Raw genomic sequence first — 19,354 nt, 5'->3', positions numbered from 1 at the left:
ATATTATATGTAAGCCTGGCAAACATTAAAATCGGAGTTATGGGAATTCAATACCATGTATTGTCTCTCAGTTTGGAACTGATAGCCCGCCATATTTTAGTTTCCAGTAGTTTTAATTTGATAGCAAAAAGGATTTTTCAGGCCATCATTATACATATATGAACCGGATTATATATCAAAATTTCAATAGAATTATAAACCATTTAATAATATATTGGCTATGAAGTATGTTATACTTATAAGACACGGGGAAAGCTATACAAATAGAAACGGGATACTTTCCAGTGAGCTTAATAGGTATAGATTAACAGAAGAAGGTATTGAACAGGCCAGATTTACTGGAGAGCAGCTTAATGGGCTAAAGTTTGATGGAATAATATCAAGCCCTATTTTGCGTGCGGTAGAAACAGCCAATATAATTAATCAATACCTGAATCTTGAAATTAAGACCGATAACAGGGCCATTGAATCAGATTTTGGGGAGTATAATGGCAAAAGGATAGTGGACATACCTGACAAATCCCGCGATGAACTTGGTATGGAATCCTTCGAATCCCAGACCAGCAGAATGATTGACCTTATAAATTCGTATACTGGAAACTACATAGTGGTAAGCCATTCTTTTCCTATAAGATGCGTGCTGGCAAATTACCTGAAACTGGGGGAGATAGAAAGCTTTGGCCTGGACATAAGGCACGCGTCCATGTCTGTCATCAATGTAGAGAAAGAAAAAATTCTCGCTATAGGGTCTCTTCTTTTATCACCTGAAATCAGGAAGATTTTTAAATGATCAGTTAGATTTTACCGGTTTCCCGTGAGGGCACGTCTGTGGGTTTCCAAGACTTATGAAAAGCTTCTGTATTGATGTGTCATCCATAAGGTAATCTATTTTTTCTATCTGCTCACATGCCCTCTCGGAATTTACCCCACTTTTGGTAAGCATTACTTCCAGTGTCCTGTGTGCCATAATTATTTCACTGTAAATTGTGTTGCCGTATGGTGTTAGATATATAACCCCGTTTTTTCTCTCTATAATTTCCTTTGATTCTAACCGCTTAATCAGTTCGTATGCTGTAGGACGTTTGATATTTAATATTTCAGCTATATTGAATAACCTTAATGGAAAGCCAGAACTGTCGTGGATGGCTACTATACAATCCCTTTCTTTCCTGGTAATATTATATTCCATGATTATTAGTATAATACTAAAATATTTAAACTTAACTTTAAGCACTTACAGCCACATATTGCTGTCATTTATGTTATCTATGAATTCCCTGCTTATGCCTTTCTGTACCAGGTAATATTTATTGGGTATTATTTCCAGTTCAATTGCATTGTTGATTATTTCAGCTAAGGGCACATACCTTATGCCCCTGTATGAAAAATTGCCGAATATCCATGGAGGTATATCGAAATAATTCGGTATTCTGTGTGGAATTGCCTTTTCAAGGGTTTTGTCAAGTATGGATGCTATTCTCTCATTGTAATACCATTTTTTAAAGAAAAGATTGTTGCTGGCCCTGGGCTCGTACACATCCCATTCTATTCCATGCCTTATTTCTTTCCCTATGAAAACTGCATTTCCACCAAAATCGTCTATTTTAGTCCTTGGCGGATCCTCTTCTATGCCTGTAACTGCGTTTATAACCTTTATATGCGGATTGGCTTTCATTTTTATATAGTTCCCAATCAGTGACTCCAGCTCTGTAATCTGGCTTACAGATAATTCATAATCATTTTCCAGCTGGGCAGATAGATCTACGTAATATTCTACCACAGAATTATCAGGCGGGTTGTTTATAAGTTTAATATAATAAAAATAACGCTCCCCATTCATGCCAATCACGATATAATAAATCAAAGGGAATATTTAATATTATCGTTATACCGGATGGTTTTTAAATGAAAAAAGTGTAGCCAGCAATTTAAATATTGGAAATGTATTATCAAGAAATGAAGATAGGCGTTATTGATAATGGTGGCCAGTGGACCCATAGGGAGTGGAGAGTTATCAGATCATTTGGCGTGGATTCCGAAATATACCCTAACACAGTTGAAAACACAAGCCTGGACGGGCTTGATGGGCTTGTACTTTCTGGAGGCCCTGCAAGTATTGACTCTGAGGTGGGGAAACTTGGATATATAAAACAATATATAGAAACCCATAGTTATCCCATCCTTGGCATATGTGTTGGAGCACAATTTATCGCCCTTAATTCCGGCGCAACTGTAAGCAAGGCAATTCACCCAGAATATGGGAAAAAGAAGGTTACATTTATTAAAAGTGAATCAATATTTGCCGGCATGCCTGAAACCATTAACGCCTGGGAAAGCCATAACGACGAAATTAAGAACTTATCCGATGAATATGTTCTCTGTGCCTCATCAGATACATGCAAGGTGCAGGCTTTCTACCATAAAACAAAAGATATTTTTGCTGTCCAGTTCCATCCTGAGGTAAATAATACTGAGCATGGAACTGAAATTTTCAAGAATTTTATTGATGTTTGCAGGAAATAAGTGATAATAAATGTTAATATTAAAATCAGAGGAAATTTCCGGAATTCTGGATGAAAAGAACCTTATAGCCTATTTCGGAAAGGAACGGATAAACCTTCCAAAGAATTCATTTATAGAACCTGGAGACATTGTAAGGTTAAAAAACAGGGAATTTATAGCATTGAAGCCAGACCCTCAATTTTTTAATGAAATTTCTGGAAGGAATACCCAGGCAGTATTGCCACTGGATACATCTTACATAATACATGCTGCAGGAATACTCCCCGGTACATGCATCCTTGAAGCTGGCGCTGGCACAGGGTCTTTAAGCTACTCAATCCTGAAAGCGATAGGAAATGGAGGCAAACTGGTTACAATGGATATAAACAAAAGCACTATAGATATTGCGAGGGGCAACGTGGAGAGATTTATGGAACCGGGTAACTGGGAGACCATTCATGGAGATATCCGGTCAGATAATTTGCCTGGCAAATATGATGCTGCTATACTTGATATACCTGATCCATGGGATGTAGTTGAAAATATGAAGAAATATATCGTGCCGGGAGGATACCTTGTTACTTACTCTCCCAATTTTAATCAGGCAGAAAAGAATGTTATAGCCATGAAGAAGCTAAATTTTTATGTGCTGGAAACAGTGGAACTGATAAAACGCAACATTATTGTTCGGGAAAATGCGACCAGGCCCGATAACAATATAATAGACCATACAGCTTTTATATCCATAGGAGTCCGGACTTCTTCAATATAAAACAATAAAGTTTAAGTTGATGTACCGGGATTTTAATCTACATCATCTATTCCTAGCTTTTTGCTAATTTCCTTATAACGGTTTCTGATGGTTACCTCGGTAACTCCGGACACACGGGCAACATCCTTCTGCGTACGCTGTTTACCGTTTTTCATGGCTGCGATGTATATGGCTGCAGCAGCTATGCCAGTTGGCCCCTTTCCAGTAGATAGACCTGATTCTCCGGCAAGCCTGATTATATGCTCGCTGTCCATTATAACCTGCTTGTCCAGGTCCAGTTTATTGCAAAACTGTGATACATATGAATATGGAGTTGTTGGCTGTAGATTAAGTGCCAGTTCCTTGGCAAGATGGCGGTAAGCTTTTCCAATTTTTTTCTTATTGACCTCGGAAACCTTTGAAATTTCATCAAGTGTTCTGGGTATATTGATCATCCTGCAGGATGCGTAAATAGAAGCACATACAATGCTTTCTATGCTCCTTCCCCTGATAAGGTTTTTTTCAACAGCCTTTCTATAAATCAGTGCAGCACTTTCTTTGATATCTTTCGGAATTCCAAGTTTTGCCCCGTCCTCATTTAAAACCTGGAGCGCCAGTGCCAGGTTTCTTTCGGCAGCATTGCTAACCCTTATCCTCTGATGCCATTTCCTTACACGGTATATCTGCGACCTGTTTTTATGCGGAATCCGCTTTCCATAATAGTCCTTATTTGACCATGATATTTCTGTAGCAAGCCCCTTGTCGTGGCTTAAAAAACTCATAGGTGACCCGGTTCTTGACCTCTTCCCATCCTGTTCAGAATCAAATGCACGCCATTCAGGCCCCTGATCTATCAGGGAATCTTCTATAACAATCCCACAATCATAGCATGTCAATTCACCCCTGTCATAATCCTTAACCAAATGAATTGACCCGCATTCAGGACAATTCTTAACTTCATCTGTTTTCATAGACACACCCAAATATTAAAATAGATATTACATTAAGTATTAAAGTTTTATTATATTTTGGAGCTAAAATTGGCTATAAAAATTTACTGATAAACTGTATAACAATTAAGTAAATGCCGTAATATACATGTTTATACACGAATATTTTAATATCATAACAGGTAGTTTTAATAATATTACGTAATGCTTATATACTCAATTTGCATATAGAGGTGTATATGAAAACTGAGTGCACAATAGTACATAAATTCAATAATGAGGTATTATTGAGGGTGAATGACTGTATCGGACTCCATAACAAACTGGTTAATGAATATGATGCCGTTATAGGAAAAGTAACAAAAATATTAGGCCCTGTATCAGGTCCATATGCACTCGCATATATAGCCAGCAAGGATGATAATATCCAGAAGGTATATATTAAATGTTAAGGTGATAAAATGGCAACAGAAAAGAAAAAAAATATTTATGAGATAGACAAGTGTCCTGAGTGCGGTTCTTCACAGTTAGTAAGAGATTATGAACGTGGTGAATTAGTTTGCTCCAACTGTGGCCTTGTCATAGATGACAGTTATATTGATGAAGGGCCGGAATGGAGGGCTTTCGACTCAGAACAGAGTGAAAGCAGGGCCAGGACAGGTTCTCCAATGACATACACGATCCATGACAAGGGATTATCCACAGATATTTCATGGAAAAACAAAGATTCATATGGGAAATCAATACCAACAAGAAACAGGGCACAGCTGTACAGGCTCAGGAAGTGGCAGAAGAGAATAAAGGTATCAAATGCAGCAGAGCGGAATCTTTCACAGGCATTGCAAGAACTGGAAAGAATGGCTTCAAACCTGAGCATACCCAATGATGTCCGTGAAACATCTGCAGTTATCTACAGAAAAGCAGTTAAGCAGAATATGATCAGGGGCAGGTCCATAGAGGGAGTCGTAGCCGGATCAATTTATGCAGCATGCAGAATTACAAATGTTCCAAGGACACTGGATGAAATTGCATCTGTTACAAGGGTAAAGAAGAAAGAAATAGGCAGGACATACAGAATTATGGCCAGATACCTGAAACTGAATATACTCCCATCAAAACCCGATGACTACGTGAACAGATTCTGTTCCAAGCTTAGATTATCAATGGAAGCCAGGAAGAGGGCTGAGGAAATATTAAAAATGGCAATAGACAATGACCTGACATCTGGAAAAGGGCCTACAGGAGTTGCAGCAGCTGCAATATATATAGCATCTCTCATCACAGGGGAAAGAAGAACCCAGAGGGCAATTGCTGAAGTAGCCGGTGTTACTGAGGTAACTATTAGAAACAGATATAAGGAACTGACAGAAAAACTCAATTTAACAATTGAGGAGTGAATTTTATAATTCACCGACTTTTTTATATGTCTCATAGTCCCTTATAATATCATCTACAAGATTGTAGATGGAACTTAATTTTACATTTATTATTTTTATTATAAGTTTATTGTTAGTGCATTCCATTTCTATATCCTGATTATTGTCCTGAATTAATGAATTATACAGTGCATTACAGTTATCTTCATCTATTGAAATGCATAGCTCCATAAACAGTAATAATAACATTCATTATAAAATTTATAATATATGATGCAATATCAGTGCAAGCGGAGGTTACCGAGTCAGGCTAAAGGTGATAGACTCAAAATCTATTCCCAAAGGGGTTCGCCGGTTCAAATCCGACCCTCCGCACTATTGTTTTCTCTTAATACTGCTTTTTTAAAAATCCATAATTTATCAGTTTCTTTATACACTACAGACCGGATTTTTATAAAATTAGGATAAAACTTTCATTTTACAGCTTTATAAAAAGTTACTGCACAACCAGAGTTTACAATAAGTTCAAAATTATCATTTCAGAGTTTAAAAAATGATAAGGAATATTCCAACATTCCAGTCAACTATTTATTAATTTATTAAATACCATAACATGTCAGATATTAAAGAATTGGAAGGCATAGCTTCTGAATTTATAGATAAAAGAGACTGGAGGAAGTTCCACACAATAAAAGACCTTGCAATGAATTGCTCTGTAGAATCCAATGAACTTTTGGAAATTTTATTATGGAGGGATAAGGAATTTGAAAATAACATATTGAATGGCAAGGACAATAAATCACTGGAAATGATAAAAAATGAAGTCTCGGATATATTGTTTTCATGCTTTGCCATTGCAGATCACCTGCATTTTAACCTTGAGGGTGCCTACAGGCAGAAAATGAAAGAACTGGATAAACGGTATGATCCGGATAAGGTAAAAGGAAAGCTGGTAAAAATACCCTCCCCGGATCATAAAAAGGAGGATTAAATCAGTAATTTATTTTTTATGTAAAGATCATAGAATCTCGTCCCTTCACCCATTAACATGTCAGGTTCGCCCTCTTCCAGCGTTTTGCCCCTGTCTATGTAATATATATAATCAGAATGTATTATAGTCTGGAGATGGTGTGCTATGATAATTATAGTTTTTCCCTCCATAAATTTGAATATTGCACTCTGAATTATAGATTCATTTTTCATATCCAGCTGTGATGTGGCCTCATCCATTATTATGATCTGCGGGTTATTAACAGCTGCCCTTAATATTGAAACTGCCTGCCTTTGCCCTTCGGAAAGATTGGACCCACGTTCACCTACATTAGCATATAACCCCAGAGGCCCGATAATGCTGTCAAGCCCGAGGCTGGAGATTTTTTCTTTTATTTCCTCTTCCGGAATGGAATAATCTGCAAATCTTATATTTTCAAGTATAGTTCCATCGAATAGGAACGGATCCTGCAAAATTACCCCAAAAAGCTTTCTGTATTCCATGGTATTAAAGTTATTTATATCCACCCCATCCATGGTTATTGTTCCGGTGTCAGGTTTGTAAAAATTCAATATAAGATTTGATATGGTGGTTTTTCCTGCGCCTGTTTTTCCTATTATTGCTATCCTCTTGCCTTTTTCAATAACCATGGAAAGATTGTCTATTATCCTCTCTTTCCCATAGGAAAATGTGACATTGTTGAATTTGAGCTTGTCCGTGAATGCAGGTATGTTAGAACCGTTGGTTGTATAATCATTTTCTTCATCTATTATGCGGTAAATTCTCTCTATTGCTATGGAGGAAGACTGGTATGAATTATAGAACTGGGACAGCTGGACAATAGGGTTGAAAAAGCTCTGGACATAGACAATAAAGGATACAAGGATTCCAATACTTATAACCCTGCCAAAAACCTCTGCACCACCTTCATAGAGTACTATCATTATACCAAGCCCTTCTATAATCTGGACTATGCTTGAAAACAGTGAGGTAAGCCGCACTGCGCGTATATTGGCTTCATAATTATTTGAGTTGACAGTTTCAAAATTATCATTGAAAACATCTTCTGTTCCGGAGCTTTTTATTGCTTTTACCCCGTTAATAGATTCTCCTACATTGCCTGTAAGCTCTGCTATCCTTCTCCTCACATTCATGTAATTGAATTTAATTCTTTTATTCATAAGAAATACAGTTGCAAGCAGCATCGGGATAATAATAACAGCGTATACTGTAAGTAGTGGGTCAAGGTAGATCATAATAAATATGGAAGCTATAATTCCAGCTATGCCTGCAACTACCTGTGGAAGCTGGAATGTAAGAAAATCTGAAAGTGTTTCAGCATCATTGGTTATCCTGCTTATAATCTGCCCGGCATTCTTGCCTGCATAGTATTTTAATGGTACGTACTGAAGATTCCTGAATGCCCTGTCTCTGAGCCCCTTTATTACGGCCTGGGATGTATTCATCATGTATTTAGTCCGCCTGTTTTCTGCTATATAATTTATTATATAAATGCCAAGATATAGTACCGCCAGAATTATAAGTATTTTAAATTTCAGGGCTATAATAGAATCTGTAGCTATACCTATTATGTAAGGCCCGATCATTGCTATTACAGATGACGCCAGTATGGCGGAAATAATTATTGTGGAATTCCTTTTATATGCAAGTATCTCTTTTAAAAGCCTGATAAAATAATTATTCAATCGCATCACCCCTGAACTTACCGGCAAATATATCGGAGAAAGAGCCATTGCTCTTTATCAAGTCCTTAATATAGCCATATTCAGTAACCCTTCCCTTTTCAATAACATATGCCCTTTCAGCCAGCATTACAGATGAGATTTTATGGCTTATTATTATGGTGGTTTTTCCTGCGATGAATCCTTGAATTGTATTCAAAAACCTTGTCTCTGTGTCCGCATCCAGATTTGATGTGGAATCGTCAAATATAATAATCTGTGGATTCCTGATTATTATCCTGGCAATAGCCATCCTCTGTTTTTGCCCTCCGGAGAGTGTTATTCCCCTCTCACCAACCGGCGTATCATAACCTGACGGAAGGCTGTCAATGAAATCATCAAGCATGGAAAGTTTTGCTGCATTCCTTACCTGGTCATCAGTATAATCCTTTCCCATTGTTATATTATACCTGATAGTCCCTGAAAACAGTATTGCATCCTGTGATACTATGCCAATTTTTTCCCTTATCAGCTTATCATCTATTTCCTTTAACTCTGTTCCGTCCAGGTATGCGTGGCCTGTATAGTTCTTGTATAACCCCGAAATGATATTTACCAGTGTGGTTTTTCCAGCACCGGTCTCTCCAACAATGGCTACCCTTTCGCCTGGAGCTATATCCATATTAATACCGGTTAAAATAGTTGAATTATTGCTCTTATAGCCGAGATTTTCCAGGCTTATTCTTCCATACACCTCCGGCAACAGTGTACCTTTATAGTCAGAGTTATCATTGTTTATTGCGTTAATTCTATCGAGGCTTGCCATGCCATTTTCATAGAATGAAATATAACGCCCATAAAACCTCACAGGGCGGAGAACCAGTGTAAATATATTTACCGCTGCAATGACACTCCCAACTGAGATGATGGAATCAATGCTTTCTATTCCGCCATATATTAAAACAAATCCTATTGCAAGGCTTAAAAAGAGTGCAAGAAGTGGGTTATACAGAGACCTTACGCCTGCTATTCCCTTATAATCATCGAAATATGAGTCTGTAGAGTTGTTAAATCTTTTAATTTCCTCCTCTTCCGCAGTGAAGCTTCTGACAACCCTGTTTCCGATAATATTCTGGTTGATCAGGTTGTTCATTGTCCCGTATTTGTCCCTCAGGGCACGCCAGTACTTTCTTTGCTTCCTCTGCATAACAAGGGTAAAATAAATTATTGGTGCTATAACCACGAAAAATATTACTGTAAATCCGTAATATAACCTGGTAAGGTCAATGCCTGCTATTATAATAAGGAATGTTACACTGAAAAGGTTAGAAAGTGACATATTTACAAGCCTTCTAAGTGTCTCTATATCCATGGTAAATTTTGAAAGTATATTGCCTGTAGAATTGCTATTAAAATATTCATAATTTTTTGCCAGCAAATGTGAAAATTCATTTTTTCTGAGATTGTAAACAAATTTCTGGCTTGCCTTATTTGCATAGTAATCAATGGCAAAATCAAATATAGATGATGCCACCGTTACACCAAAAATAAGAAGGGCAAAATGGAGGATAATAATATAGTTTTTTCCAACCAGGTTGTTGACAGCATCTCCAATATATAGTGGAACAAGCAGCCGGAGATAGGCATATGCAAGTGATGCTCCTATTACAACAATGATAAGATACCATACACTTTTGATGTTTTTAAATATAATTGAATATCTGTTCACAGTAAAATATAATTACGTCTGTTTATTTTTATTTTTTGTATATCCATGGAATTATAATATTCCTGCTTCTGTAGATGATAAACGGTTAATGATTGGTTGAGCCGTATAATACATAAATAAACTTATATAATTACAATAAATAAGGGATGATATGACAATTTATCAGGGTAAAAGTACAAAGAAGTTTACAGGAGGAAAGTTAAGGAGGGAGCATTCAAAGAGAAGGTATGAACTCGGCAGGGAACCCTCATTCACCAGAATCGGTGAGACAGAACGCAGGAGCCTCAGGACAATGGGCGGCAACAGGAAATTGCTATTGCTGAAAGAGCAGTTTGCAAACATATACAACCCGGAAGACAAAACCACAAAGAAGCTGAAAATATTAACTGTAAAAGAAAACAATGCTGATCCCCATTATGTACAGAGAAATATAATGAATAAAGGCACGATAATATCTACAGAAGAAGGAAATGCCAGAATTACATCAAGGCCCGGGCAGAGTGGAATTATCAATGCAGTATTAGTAAAATGATAACACTTTATTCACAGTATTTTAACCCCGCCATATCAAGAAAATACGGGCGGAGGATCAGCAGGGAAAGGGCAAAAAATTATTCCGATGATAAGCTGGAGCAGATATTAAGAACTATGAATCTCAAATATGAAGTGAGAGATGCCCATTATTCAAGAATTCCATATGAGGATTCAAAAATGTTTGTAATTGACGCTGATATTAAAAAATCAACAATAATAAAAATTATCAATGAGAAATTGTAGATTATTTTTTTCTATAGTTTCCTGAACTTTTCTTTTTGGCTTCATAATACTGCATGGGATGCTTTATTCTTGCACACAATGGATCATCGCCCATGTAGCAGAGATGGTTAGACCTCAGGGTGGAACACTTGGGCGGCGAATACTCTGTACCTGATATTACACCTGTAATATGGTTAACCTGGTATGTTGCGAGATCCTCCTTATAATCAGGGGCAAATTTAAATAAATTTAACATATTTTCATTGCTCATCCCCGCGCTGTGGAGGAAGCTGGCAAGTGTAAACCTGGCAAGATGGGCGAGGTTTTCTCCGTCCCGCATCTGCGTAATATATGTTTTTATGCATGGAGGGAACATTGTAAAATCAACTTCTCCCAGTGATATTGTGTTTTTAGACTTTATTTCCAGGAAATCCTTCTTTATTTTCTCAAGGTCCCCTATGAACTTCCGGAAGATATTCTGGGAATCACCCGGGCCCATCCTGCTATAAACATCCATCAGTTTCTGTACAAAATCTTCCCTTAGAAGGTGTATAAACTGATTTTTGCTTAAATAGATAGTCCCCCTGCTTAGCTTCTGATATACTAACCTGTATTTAAATCCTGAAATTTTTTTGTTGTTTTTAATAAAGAAATCGAATGGGATATGAAATGTATTTCCATCCACCGTTGCTTCTATCCCTGCACTGTCACAGTAAAATATAATATTTTCATTGTCTTCCTTTGAAATCCTGTTGAGTTCCCTTTCAAATACATCCCTCTGGGTAATGGCGAATCTTGATGTCATTCCAGGTTCATTTATGTAACGGAGCATCCACATTGCAATGGCAAATGCATTCTTCCCCATTGTAATATTATAGCCCTCATTATCCGCGTATTTCCGTACGACCCCATTCAGGTACTCAAATGCTTCCCTTACCGAACTGCGGTTCTCAGGAACGAGGGAGTTTACTATGCCATCTATTGCATCAACATTTTCGATGAGTTTAAAATCAACAAAAAAATTTGATGTTATCATTTTATAATTCCAGCAGTTCCCTGGGTGCAGTTGTTATTTCCTCATGGCCGCCATCCTTTATTATCAGGTCATCTTCAATCCTTACGCCGCCGAATCCCGGTATATAAATTCCAGGCTCGTCTGTAATAACCATATTTGCTTTCAGTATGAAATCGGATGATGGGGATAGTGCAGGGTGGTCGTGGACATCCATGCCTACACCGTGCCCGAGGCCATGTATAAATCTGCCAGGATATTTTTCGTCTATTATTTTTCTTGCAATCATGTCTATATCCTTTCCATTTACTCCTGCCTTCAATGCATTTTTGCTCTCCTGCTGGGCTCTTTTTACCGTTTCGTAAATATCCTTCTGCTTTTCATCAGCCCTTCCAAAAACCACTGTCCTTGTTGTATCCGAGCAATACCTGTGGTACAATGCCCCGTAATCGGTTAAAACAAAATCATTTTTCTTTAATTTTGCATTGCCTGGCATATAGTGCGGTATAGCGGAATTTTTCCCGAAAGCCACAATAGTGCTAAATGATTCCCCTGAGGCACCGTTTTTCATCATTGCATAAACTATATTCGCTGCAAGCTCAGACTCTGTCATGCCTTCCTTCAGTGTCTTTGTAAAGTCTTCAAATGAATCACTGGCTATTTTTGCTGCCTCCCTGAGATCCTTTAATTCTGATTCGTCCTTAATTTTTCTTGACTCAGCAATAGATTGTGAAACATCTATAAATTCCTTGTCGGGTATAATTTTCATTAATTGCTTATAGAGGTCTAAGGTAAGTGCAGAATAATTAAGCCCCACATTGACATCATTTTTAAATGCATTTTTGATTATTTCATTTTTTTCTGCTGTTGTATTATAGATAAGCACTTCAAATCCGGTCTCCTTTGCGGCTTCTTCCTCAAGGGCTGATGTTATTATCGTAACTTTTTCTGGCTTTACGTGAAGTAATGAACCTTCGAATATCCCTGATTTGGCTCCCGTAAGGTAAAAAAATGTTTTATCGACCTGATTTTCTCCGCCATTCATTATGAGTACAGAATCAACGTTCCTCACATAATCAAATATCTTTCTTTCTTTCATTGTTGCCCATTTTATTTATTAATATAACAATTTCGATTAAAATGGCAATCTATTTTAATTTGCCAATTATACCTTCCTATGTATGATAATGTATTTTCCGGCAAATTTTTTTTCCAGGGTTCCTTTCAGGAACTGGACATTGGTGTTGAGAGTGGAATAATAACAGATATTAAAAAACATATAAACCATGAAAGAAAGATTCTGAAGAATGCTATTATTCCTGCCGGAACAGATACGCATGTACATTTCAGAGACCCCGGGGAAACAGAAAAGGAAGACTTTTCGACCGGAAGCATTTCAGCTTTATTTGGTGGGACAACCACTATTTTTGATATGCCAAACAACAGAAGGAAAATAGATAATTATGCAGCTTACAGTGACAAGCTTGCCATAGTAAGAAGAAAGGCCTTCTGCGACTTTGGATTGTATTCCATGTTTACGGGCACCAATGCAGATATTATAAGCAGTGAATCTTCAGGGATAAAAATCTACATGGGCGAAACAACAAATGCCCACGGTACTGTTGATTTTACGGAGAAAGGAATACAGAAGATAAATAATATGAATATTCCAGTGCTGTTTCATGCTGAAGATGGAAAATGCCTGGAAAAACATTCCGGGATAGCAAAGAACCTGAAAGAATATTCAGCCACAAGGCCCCCAGAATGTGAAGACCTTGCAATAGACAAAGCAGGGAACATGAAATTTTCTAAGGGCGTTATTACACATCTGACCCATGATTTCACCACAGCTTATGTTAAGGAAGTAACACCACACCACCTTCTTCTCAATTATGATATGCCTCTAGGGGCATATGGGAAGGTAAATCCGCCGCTGAGATCAAGGGAAACACAGAAAGAACTCCTGAATGGCTTAATCTCTGGAAAATTTAACATTGTTTCCTCAGACCATGCACCGCACATACAGAATGACAAGGTTGATTTTGAATATTCTAAAGCCGGGATAATCGGTGTTGAAACCAGGATTCCGCTTATGCTAGCCCTTGTACAGAAAAAGATACTGCCATTCGATATATTTTATAAAACATGCATATTGAATCCGGCCCTGCTGTTTAATCTCAAAAAGGGAGAAATAAAAAAGGGCAATTATGCTGATTTCATGTCAATTGATTTTTCTAGCATGGAAAGGATAAATGATTACAGGCTCCACTCAAAAAATCCGGGGTCGCCATTTAATGGATTTAATGGCATTTTCCCGTCAACTGTAGTTATGCGTGGTGAAACAGTTATAGATAATGGTGAACTGGTAGCGGATAGGATGGGAAAATATATAAAACCTGCCGTGGACAAATCCTAAGGCTGGATTTATATAAATATTTCCTGTCTGGTTGAATGCAGCATAGATAATGGGTTAAACGCCTTTTATTCCATATCAGATAATATTGAATTTTGCCATTACATCGCCTATTTCATACCCATATGATTCGGGGGATACATAATCGCTAATAGATTTTAAAGAATCTGTTGCATTATCCGGGCATGCCTTTTTAACAGGAAGGGTGAACATGGCATTATCATTATCAGAATCACCGACAACCAGAATTTCATCCCAGTTAGCGTTAAACATTTTCTTTAAAATTTCCACTGCATACCCTTTGTTCTGACCGGGATTCATTATATGCCAGGTAAACTTGCTATTTACAATTTCCAGATTCCATTTTTCTGCTTCTTTAGATACAATGGCTTCATTTCCCGGGTCCATTGAAAATGCAGCAGATGTTTCCCGCCACTGGTTTGTGAAATATGGAGTGGCTAATGACCTGCTGGATATGTATTCAAGGAATTCTAATGGCTTTGTTTTGTCAAAAAATTTCTCTATTGAACCATTATAATACATTATGCCGCCATTTTCACCGAATACCGGGGCGTTGATGCCAAGAAATGTTTTCAATCCGTACATTACCGGTATAACATTGCCACTGATCAGTGATATTTGCAATCCGCTTTCTATGCCCTTCTTTATGCTGGTTATCGCTTCCGGGCATATAATGCGGTTCTGGTCCGTTATAGTCCCATCCACATCAAGCGCCATAATTTTAATCATAAACGGCAATATTTATAAGATTAATAAATATTTATAGAAATGAAAGACCGGGTACTTATAAACATATCAAAGGAACGGATGCAGACACTTTTCAATGAAGCAGAGAATACAGAAAACATTGCACTGGCAAGAAGATATATAAGATTAATGGAGAAAATAGGGATGAGAATGAATATTTCGGTAAATACTTCCATAAAACATTCTTACTGCAAGCATTGCAAAACGCCATATAAGAACCCTGGAATCAAATTGAAAAATAAAATGGTACAGGTCCGCTGCCCCTACTGTGGTGAAATAAGGAGGATTCCGTTTAAGAAATAGAAAGATGCAGAATTTTTAATCCAGAGTTTCGATTTCAAAGTAAACGTTAAAGCCCTGCAGTGTTGCCTGTATTTTGTCCGCAAACCATATTGCATCGTCGGCTGTTGCTGAATCAGGCCACTCGTAAACCATATCCTGTTCACCTTTTATAAGCGAGAAACCAAGAGACCTTAATCTACCTACTATTTCACTGGGCTTTGTACCCTCACTGTTGAATATCACCTTAAGGAATGTCTTCATATCACCTTAGTGCCGCAACGTATAATTATTTTTCCTTAGGCAGGTCCTTTCCGATCCTTGATGGCCACCAGTTATATTTATCCATTACTGTCATAATCGCAGGGACAAAAAACATCCAGCTTACGAAGGTATCTATCAGAACACCCAGGGCAAGCCCGACTCCTATTTCTTCTATTATGCCCAATCCACTGAAATATAATGCACCGAATGTTGCAAATAACAGTAAGCCCAGTGTAATTATGACACCGCCATTTTCCACTATGGAATCCTTAACAGCCTCTGCTGTATTCATCCCCTTTGAGATGTTTTCCTGAACTTTGGTGATCATGAAAATATCATAATCCAGCCCTACGGCTAACAGGGTGATGAATACAAATAACGGAAGGAATATAATAACAGGCAGGTGAAGCAGGTAATAGAAGATAATGTATGTAAGCGACAGTGCCAGCATAACAGCAGCCATAACCATAAGGATAAGCCTTACTGGAGTCAATGCAGATGCAAGCTGTATCAGCAGAATGATAAATATTGTAATTCCAAGCAATGGAACCATATTATTGAAAGAATGGGATGTGAAAGAATATGCATTGTTCAGATATTCTGTAGTTCCGCCAACATAAGCAGTATAGTTGCCTGAACCGTTGACTATTGAGGGCATTTTATTTACATAGTTCGTTGAAGGATTGCTCCAGGCCACGTTTGAAAGGTACACTACAATTTCAACAGATTTGTGGTTATGCCCTATATATGTGGCAGTTTGATTTAGATACTGACTGCTATAAACTAGTGAAGATACAAGATCCGTGTAATTGACCTTCTTTTCATATGGATATCCGGGCCCTGAAATGCTGTGGACATAAGGCGAAGCCGCAAGTTTATCCTCCATTGCAAGGGTTTGATTATACTCTGTACTATTAAAAGTAATAGCCCCGGTTGTATTATTTACAGTCATAATTGGTGATGTGAAATTTACCATTACGTATGCAGGGTCAAACAGGTCATATCCCAGAGAACTGTTAATTACGCTTGTTGCCTGGACACCACTGCTTGCAGGAATCAGTTCAAAAACATCCATATTTGTTGGTGTTGTGGAATACAGGAACAGTGCTCCAAGTGCCACTATAACAAATATTACTATGATTTTTTTCCTGTTATTTAAAGCAACATGTGCAACTTTTTCCATTGATTTTTCAAATGGAAGTTTCTGGTTTTCTTTAATTTTTGCAGGCCAGTAAGTTTTCTTTCCCCACTGTGCAAGTATTGCAATTAACAATGTGTTTGCAATAATTATCGTAACCACAGCAGCTATGGCATTGGTAAGCCCTGCATCACTGAATATCGGTATATTTGATATCCATAATATAATGTACGAAAGTGCAACAGTTGTGCCCGAAGTAAATACTGCATGCCCGGCCCATTTTGCAGATTCAGGTATTGCATCTTTGTTTTTTGCCCTCAATTCTGATCGAAATCTGGAAAGAATATACACGGAATAATCTGAAGCTATACCCAGGATTAGTATTAAAAGCAAAGTGGGTGTTATAAAGGATATAGTTGTGTGGAAAATATATTTATATAGCAACCCGTTAATTCCAGCTGATATAACAGCTGAGAAAACGAATATAAGGAATGGAAGGAAGGCGGTAACAGGAGACCTGAAGAATAATCCTACAATTATTATTGAAACAATTATTCCTATTATCAAAGCCACAATCATGCCATGCAATGATTCAGTGGCCAGCTGGTTATTGGCTACTGTAGATCCTGCAAGGTAAAATGAACTCGATGATATTTTGGAACTATATGTCTTTTCAATTGAATTTATGTGTGACTGCTGTGCGGCTGTAATATTGGTCTTATAGGAAAATATCATTATCAGTGTTGAATTTTTCTGGTTCATCAGAGATGAGGAGCCATAGCTGGACGGCAATACAGGAAACTTGTTGTATGTTGTATTGTTGATGATATTGCTAACAAATGCACTGTACTTCTTTCCTGAATTGTTGTATAGGGAGTACAAATAATTACTATAATATGGTGTGTTGATCTGTATAAGCGGGTTTGCTAAAGGTTTCGCGTTGTTTATTAAATATATCTGGGAACTATTTACGAGGCTTACAACATAATTCTCTATTCCTGTGTAATTGTTAGGCGCTGAAATGTCATTATAAACATAACTTACAAAATCTGGGACTCCATTTCCGTGTGTTAAATTAAGTTCTCCCAGAAGGTCATCAAAAGTAGAATGTTCTGGTGAGGTTCTCGTAATATTCGTTATAGCATATGACTCGTTATAACCCTGTTCCTTCAAAAGTAATGTGTATTCAATCAGTCCACTGGTACCATTTTCCAGCTTATACGTACTATTTGAATAACCCATTAGCGTCTTATTTTCAACTGTAAAAATACTTGTAGTACTATTATACCCCACATTTATGCTTTTTAAATATGAATCCATAGAATGCTGGAATGCCATCATATCTCTGCTTATTGTAAGGTTATCTATGGGAGTATTATTTGAAACAATAATTATGGATGGATCGGACGAACTACCATTAAATTGTGCACTCAGTATATCATTTGCCTTACTTGACTGGGAATTTTTTGTAACCAGGGAATTGGTAAGGTTATATGAAGTATCACTGAATATAAGGGTTGCCGGATATGCCATAAGCAGGAACAATATTATCCAGAATACCAGTACTTTTTTCTTATTTTTCTTGACATATCTGCCAACCTTATAAAAGAATGACTCGAACATTGGTGGTGTATTAAATGATAAAATTTAAAGTTTATGAGTAAATGATTCATAAAATGAATAAAATTATTCTGAATAATAATATATGGTAATTGCGTATAGTTTTTGATGAATTATACACATATTAACCTCTATGATTATTTCTATAGCCTTGTTAAGCAGATACCTGAAGGTTATATAACGACCTATGGGGAACTTGCAAAAGCTCTTGGAGATATCAGGGCGGCAAGGGCAGTTGGATATATGCTGTCAATAAATGAAGACCCTGATAGGATACCATGCTACAAGGTTGTACACACAGACAGAAGAATGGGAAAATATGCTTTGGGGGTAGAAGAAAAAGCCAGGCGTTTGAGAAAGGATGGAATTATAATTTCCAATGGAATGGTTGAAAATTTTAATGAACGGTTTTTTTCAGATTTTAAAACAGATTACCCGCTGGCAAAATTACAGGAAGAGCAGGAAAAAATAGCTTCAATGGCCGATTTTGCCGGGGATCGGGATGAAGAAAATTATGCTGCTATAGACGTATCATATGAAGGGCGTACAGGTTACGGTGCACTTGTATACTATAATTCCGGTGAATACATGGTAAAAAATCTGGAAATGAAGGTTAATTTCCCATACATACCCGGTTATCTGGGATACAGAGAAAGCCCGTTTATTGAAAAGCTTTCCGTGAATGTTGATGGATTGCTGTTGATTGATGCAAATGGATTGCTACACCCCAGAAAGTGTGGATTGGCAACATTTGCCGGCGTTGTGCTTGGCAGGGCTACAATTGGGGTAGCAAAATCGCTTCTGATGGGAAAAATTGATGATACGGGATATGTAGTTTACAATAATGAAAAACTAGGGTATGCAATAAATAAGCATACAATAGTAAGTCCGGGCAATATGATAAGCCTCGAATCAAGCATAAAAAAGATAAAGTTATTAGGAAAAAATAAATATCCAGCTATCCTGAAAATGGTCCATAATGAAACTGTGGCTATGAGGAAGCGGAGATTGCCGAGCTAGGACAAAGGCGATGGATTCAGGGTCCATTTCCGCAGGGATTCGTGGGTTCAAATCCCACTCTCCGCATTCTATTCTGATTTAATGCTCCTGTTAAAAATCACCA

General features: G+C 37.4%; 22 protein-coding genes and 2 tRNA genes. 13 read left to right on the top strand and 11 right to left on the bottom strand.

Going from position 1 to position 19,354, the window contains the following annotated elements:
- Positions 1–220: 220 nt before the first annotated feature.
- Complete coding sequence (locus tag fad_RS02100) at positions 221–790, top strand: 2,3-diphosphoglycerate-dependent phosphoglycerate mutase (RefSeq protein WP_009887481.1); 570 nt, start codon at positions 221–223, stop codon at positions 788–790.
- Here the strand turns inward: fad_RS02100 and fad_RS02095 are convergent, their stop codons facing one another.
- Positions 791–1,189, bottom strand: a complete 399-nt coding sequence (locus fad_RS02095; protein WP_081141586.1) for a metal-dependent transcriptional regulator — start codon at positions 1,187–1,189, stop codon at positions 791–793. It lies immediately after the preceding gene.
- A gap of 45 nt (positions 1,190–1,234) precedes the next feature.
- Complete coding sequence (locus fad_RS02090; protein ID WP_081141584.1) at positions 1,235–1,849, bottom strand: hypothetical protein; 615 nt, start codon at positions 1,847–1,849, stop codon at positions 1,235–1,237.
- 107 nt (positions 1,850–1,956) lie between these two features.
- On the opposite strand from fad_RS02090, the gene fad_RS02085 reads away from it, so the two are divergent.
- Both fad_RS02085 and fad_RS02080 read left to right on the top strand, forming a co-directional pair.
- Entirely contained in the window at positions 1,957–2,523 is a 567-nt protein-coding gene (locus fad_RS02085) for a GMP synthase subunit A (RefSeq protein ID WP_236940592.1), read from the top strand.
- A gap of 10 nt (positions 2,524–2,533) precedes the next feature.
- A complete protein-coding gene (locus fad_RS02080) occupies positions 2,534–3,274 on the top strand; it encodes a tRNA (adenine-N1)-methyltransferase (RefSeq protein ID WP_081141581.1) in 741 nt (246 codons plus the stop codon).
- Between the two features lie 32 nt (positions 3,275–3,306).
- Here the strand turns inward: fad_RS02080 and fad_RS02075 are convergent, their stop codons facing one another.
- Positions 3,307–4,224, bottom strand: a complete 918-nt coding sequence (locus tag fad_RS02075; RefSeq protein WP_009887476.1) for a transcription initiation factor IIB — start codon at positions 4,222–4,224, stop codon at positions 3,307–3,309.
- 218 nt (positions 4,225–4,442) lie between these two features.
- Here fad_RS02075 and fad_RS02070 point away from each other — a divergent pair, with 218 nt between their 5' ends.
- Positions 4,443–4,655, top strand: a complete 213-nt coding sequence (locus fad_RS02070) for an H/ACA ribonucleoprotein complex subunit GAR1 (protein WP_009887475.1) — start codon at positions 4,443–4,445, stop codon at positions 4,653–4,655.
- Between the two features lie 9 nt (positions 4,656–4,664).
- Positions 4,665–5,600, top strand: a complete 936-nt coding sequence (locus tag fad_RS02065; protein ID WP_009887474.1) for a transcription initiation factor IIB — start codon at positions 4,665–4,667, stop codon at positions 5,598–5,600.
- Positions 5,601–5,603: 3 nt separating this feature from the next.
- Here fad_RS02065 and fad_RS02060 read toward each other — a convergent pair whose 3' ends face one another.
- The gene (locus fad_RS02060; protein WP_009887473.1) at positions 5,604–5,810 is read right to left on the bottom strand and encodes a KEOPS complex subunit Pcc1; all 207 of its coding nucleotides are present in this window, start codon (positions 5,808–5,810) and stop codon (positions 5,604–5,606) included.
- 59 nt (positions 5,811–5,869) lie between these two features.
- On the opposite strand from fad_RS02060, the gene fad_RS02055 reads away from it, so the two are divergent.
- Positions 5,870–5,954, top strand: a tRNA-Leu gene (locus fad_RS02055).
- 238 nt (positions 5,955–6,192) lie between these two features.
- On the top strand, positions 6,193–6,570 hold the full coding sequence (locus fad_RS02050; RefSeq protein WP_081141580.1) for a MazG-like family protein: 378 nt from the start codon (positions 6,193–6,195) through the stop codon (positions 6,568–6,570).
- Here the strand turns inward: fad_RS02050 and fad_RS02045 are convergent.
- Both fad_RS02045 and fad_RS02040 read right to left on the bottom strand, forming a co-directional pair.
- Positions 6,567–8,282, bottom strand: coding sequence for an ABC transporter ATP-binding protein (locus fad_RS02045; RefSeq protein ID WP_373693789.1), 1,716 nt, complete (start codon positions 8,280–8,282; stop codon positions 6,567–6,569). The genes fad_RS02050 and fad_RS02045 overlap by 4 nt on opposite strands.
- The gene (locus fad_RS02040; protein WP_081141578.1) at positions 8,269–9,981 is read right to left on the bottom strand and encodes an ABC transporter ATP-binding protein; all 1,713 of its coding nucleotides are present in this window, start codon (positions 9,979–9,981) and stop codon (positions 8,269–8,271) included. The genes fad_RS02045 and fad_RS02040 overlap by 14 nt, the downstream gene beginning before the upstream one ends.
- Positions 9,982–10,132: 151 nt before the next feature.
- Here fad_RS02040 and fad_RS02035 point away from each other — a divergent pair, with 151 nt between their 5' ends.
- Entirely contained in the window at positions 10,133–10,513 is a 381-nt protein-coding gene (locus tag fad_RS02035; protein WP_009887444.1) for a 30S ribosomal protein S8e, read from the top strand.
- Entirely contained in the window at positions 10,510–10,758 is a 249-nt protein-coding gene (locus fad_RS02030; RefSeq protein WP_009887443.1) for a signal recognition particle subunit SRP19/SEC65 family protein, read from the top strand. The genes fad_RS02035 and fad_RS02030 overlap by 4 nt, the downstream gene beginning before the upstream one ends.
- A gap of 1 nt (position 10,759) precedes the next feature.
- On the opposite strand, the gene fad_RS02025 is transcribed toward fad_RS02030, so the two are convergent.
- Positions 10,760–11,773: a hypothetical protein gene (locus tag fad_RS02025; RefSeq protein WP_081141577.1), complete on the bottom strand. Its 1,014-nt coding sequence runs from the start codon at positions 11,771–11,773 to the stop codon at positions 10,760–10,762.
- Position 11,774: 1 nt separating this feature from the next.
- Positions 11,775–12,848 carry an aminopeptidase P family protein gene (locus fad_RS02020; RefSeq protein ID WP_009887441.1) on the bottom strand — a complete coding sequence of 358 codons (1,074 nt, stop codon included), beginning with the start codon at positions 12,846–12,848 and terminating at the stop codon, positions 11,775–11,777.
- Between the two features lie 78 nt (positions 12,849–12,926).
- On the opposite strand from fad_RS02020, the gene fad_RS02015 reads away from it, so the two are divergent.
- A complete protein-coding gene (locus tag fad_RS02015; protein ID WP_081141575.1) occupies positions 12,927–14,165 on the top strand; it encodes a dihydroorotase in 1,239 nt (412 codons plus the stop codon).
- 75 nt (positions 14,166–14,240) lie between these two features.
- Here fad_RS02015 and fad_RS02010 read toward each other — a convergent pair whose 3' ends face one another.
- Complete coding sequence (locus fad_RS02010) at positions 14,241–14,912, bottom strand: phosphoglycolate phosphatase (RefSeq protein WP_009887439.1); 672 nt, start codon at positions 14,910–14,912, stop codon at positions 14,241–14,243.
- A gap of 39 nt (positions 14,913–14,951) precedes the next feature.
- On the opposite strand from fad_RS02010, the gene fad_RS02005 reads away from it, so the two are divergent.
- On the top strand, positions 14,952–15,233 hold the full coding sequence (locus tag fad_RS02005; protein WP_009887438.1) for a ribonuclease P protein component 4: 282 nt from the start codon (positions 14,952–14,954) through the stop codon (positions 15,231–15,233).
- 15 nt (positions 15,234–15,248) lie between these two features.
- Here the strand turns inward: fad_RS02005 and fad_RS02000 are convergent, their stop codons facing one another.
- The gene (locus fad_RS02000) at positions 15,249–15,473 is read right to left on the bottom strand and encodes a hypothetical protein (protein ID WP_009887437.1); all 225 of its coding nucleotides are present in this window, start codon (positions 15,471–15,473) and stop codon (positions 15,249–15,251) included.
- A gap of 25 nt (positions 15,474–15,498) precedes the next feature.
- A complete protein-coding gene (locus fad_RS01995) occupies positions 15,499–18,234 on the bottom strand; it encodes an MMPL family transporter (protein WP_081141574.1) in 2,736 nt (911 codons plus the stop codon).
- A gap of 105 nt (positions 18,235–18,339) precedes the next feature.
- Between fad_RS01995 and fad_RS01990 the strand changes: the two genes are divergently transcribed.
- Together fad_RS01990 and fad_RS01985 are read left to right on the top strand one after the other, a co-directional pair.
- The gene (locus fad_RS01990; protein WP_081141572.1) at positions 18,340–19,251 is read left to right on the top strand and encodes an endonuclease V; all 912 of its coding nucleotides are present in this window, start codon (positions 18,340–18,342) and stop codon (positions 19,249–19,251) included.
- Positions 19,233–19,317 (top strand) — tRNA-Leu (locus fad_RS01985). The genes fad_RS01990 and fad_RS01985 overlap by 19 nt, the downstream gene beginning before the upstream one ends.
- Positions 19,318–19,354 lie beyond the last annotated feature (37 nt).

It is taken from the genome of Ferroplasma acidiphilum (genome assembly GCF_002078355.1).
Lineage (GTDB): Archaea > Thermoplasmatota > Thermoplasmata > Thermoplasmatales > Thermoplasmataceae > Ferroplasma > Ferroplasma acidiphilum.
The sequence above is the reverse complement of the archived record's forward strand: the minus strand, read 5'-3'. Positions and strand labels throughout refer to the sequence as shown.

What these genes read in the sequence shown, in the direction of transcription:
- fad_RS02005 (WP_009887438.1), top strand. Translation starts at nt 14,952, where the DNA reads ATGAAAGACCGGGTACTTATAAACATATCAAAGGAACGGATGCAGACA.
- fad_RS02060 (WP_009887473.1), bottom strand. Translation starts at nt 5,810, where the DNA reads ATGGAGCTATGCATTTCAATAGATGAAGATAACTGTAATGCACTGTAT.
- fad_RS02025 (WP_081141577.1), bottom strand. Translation starts at nt 11,773, where the DNA reads ATGATAACATCAAATTTTTTTGTTGATTTTAAACTCATCGAAAATGTT.
- fad_RS02020 (WP_009887441.1), bottom strand. Translation starts at nt 12,848, where the DNA reads ATGAAAGAAAGAAAGATATTTGATTATGTGAGGAACGTTGATTCTGTA.
- fad_RS02070 (WP_009887475.1), top strand. Translation starts at nt 4,443, where the DNA reads ATGAAAACTGAGTGCACAATAGTACATAAATTCAATAATGAGGTATTA.
- fad_RS02000 (WP_009887437.1), bottom strand. Translation starts at nt 15,473, where the DNA reads ATGAAGACATTCCTTAAGGTGATATTCAACAGTGAGGGTACAAAGCCC.
- fad_RS02050 (WP_081141580.1), top strand. Translation starts at nt 6,193, where the DNA reads ATGTCAGATATTAAAGAATTGGAAGGCATAGCTTCTGAATTTATAGAT.
- fad_RS02085 (WP_236940592.1), top strand. Translation starts at nt 1,957, where the DNA reads ATGAAGATAGGCGTTATTGATAATGGTGGCCAGTGGACCCATAGGGAG.
- fad_RS02095 (WP_081141586.1), bottom strand. Translation starts at nt 1,189, where the DNA reads ATGGAATATAATATTACCAGGAAAGAAAGGGATTGTATAGTAGCCATC.
- fad_RS01995 (WP_081141574.1), bottom strand. Translation starts at nt 18,234, where the DNA reads ATGTTCGAGTCATTCTTTTATAAGGTTGGCAGATATGTCAAGAAAAAT.
- fad_RS01990 (WP_081141572.1), top strand. Translation starts at nt 18,340, where the DNA reads ATGAATTATACACATATTAACCTCTATGATTATTTCTATAGCCTTGTT.
- fad_RS02065 (WP_009887474.1), top strand. Translation starts at nt 4,665, where the DNA reads ATGGCAACAGAAAAGAAAAAAAATATTTATGAGATAGACAAGTGTCCT.
- fad_RS02010 (WP_009887439.1), bottom strand. Translation starts at nt 14,912, where the DNA reads ATGATTAAAATTATGGCGCTTGATGTGGATGGGACTATAACGGACCAG.
- fad_RS02075 (WP_009887476.1), bottom strand. Translation starts at nt 4,224, where the DNA reads ATGAAAACAGATGAAGTTAAGAATTGTCCTGAATGCGGGTCAATTCAT.
- fad_RS02035 (WP_009887444.1), top strand. Translation starts at nt 10,133, where the DNA reads ATGACAATTTATCAGGGTAAAAGTACAAAGAAGTTTACAGGAGGAAAG.
- fad_RS02080 (WP_081141581.1), top strand. Translation starts at nt 2,534, where the DNA reads ATGTTAATATTAAAATCAGAGGAAATTTCCGGAATTCTGGATGAAAAG.
- fad_RS02015 (WP_081141575.1), top strand. Translation starts at nt 12,927, where the DNA reads ATGTATGATAATGTATTTTCCGGCAAATTTTTTTTCCAGGGTTCCTTT.
- fad_RS02030 (WP_009887443.1), top strand. Translation starts at nt 10,510, where the DNA reads ATGATAACACTTTATTCACAGTATTTTAACCCCGCCATATCAAGAAAA.
- fad_RS02100 (WP_009887481.1), top strand. Translation starts at nt 221, where the DNA reads ATGAAGTATGTTATACTTATAAGACACGGGGAAAGCTATACAAATAGA.
- fad_RS02045 (WP_373693789.1), bottom strand. Translation starts at nt 8,282, where the DNA reads ATGCGATTGAATAATTATTTTATCAGGCTTTTAAAAGAGATACTTGCA.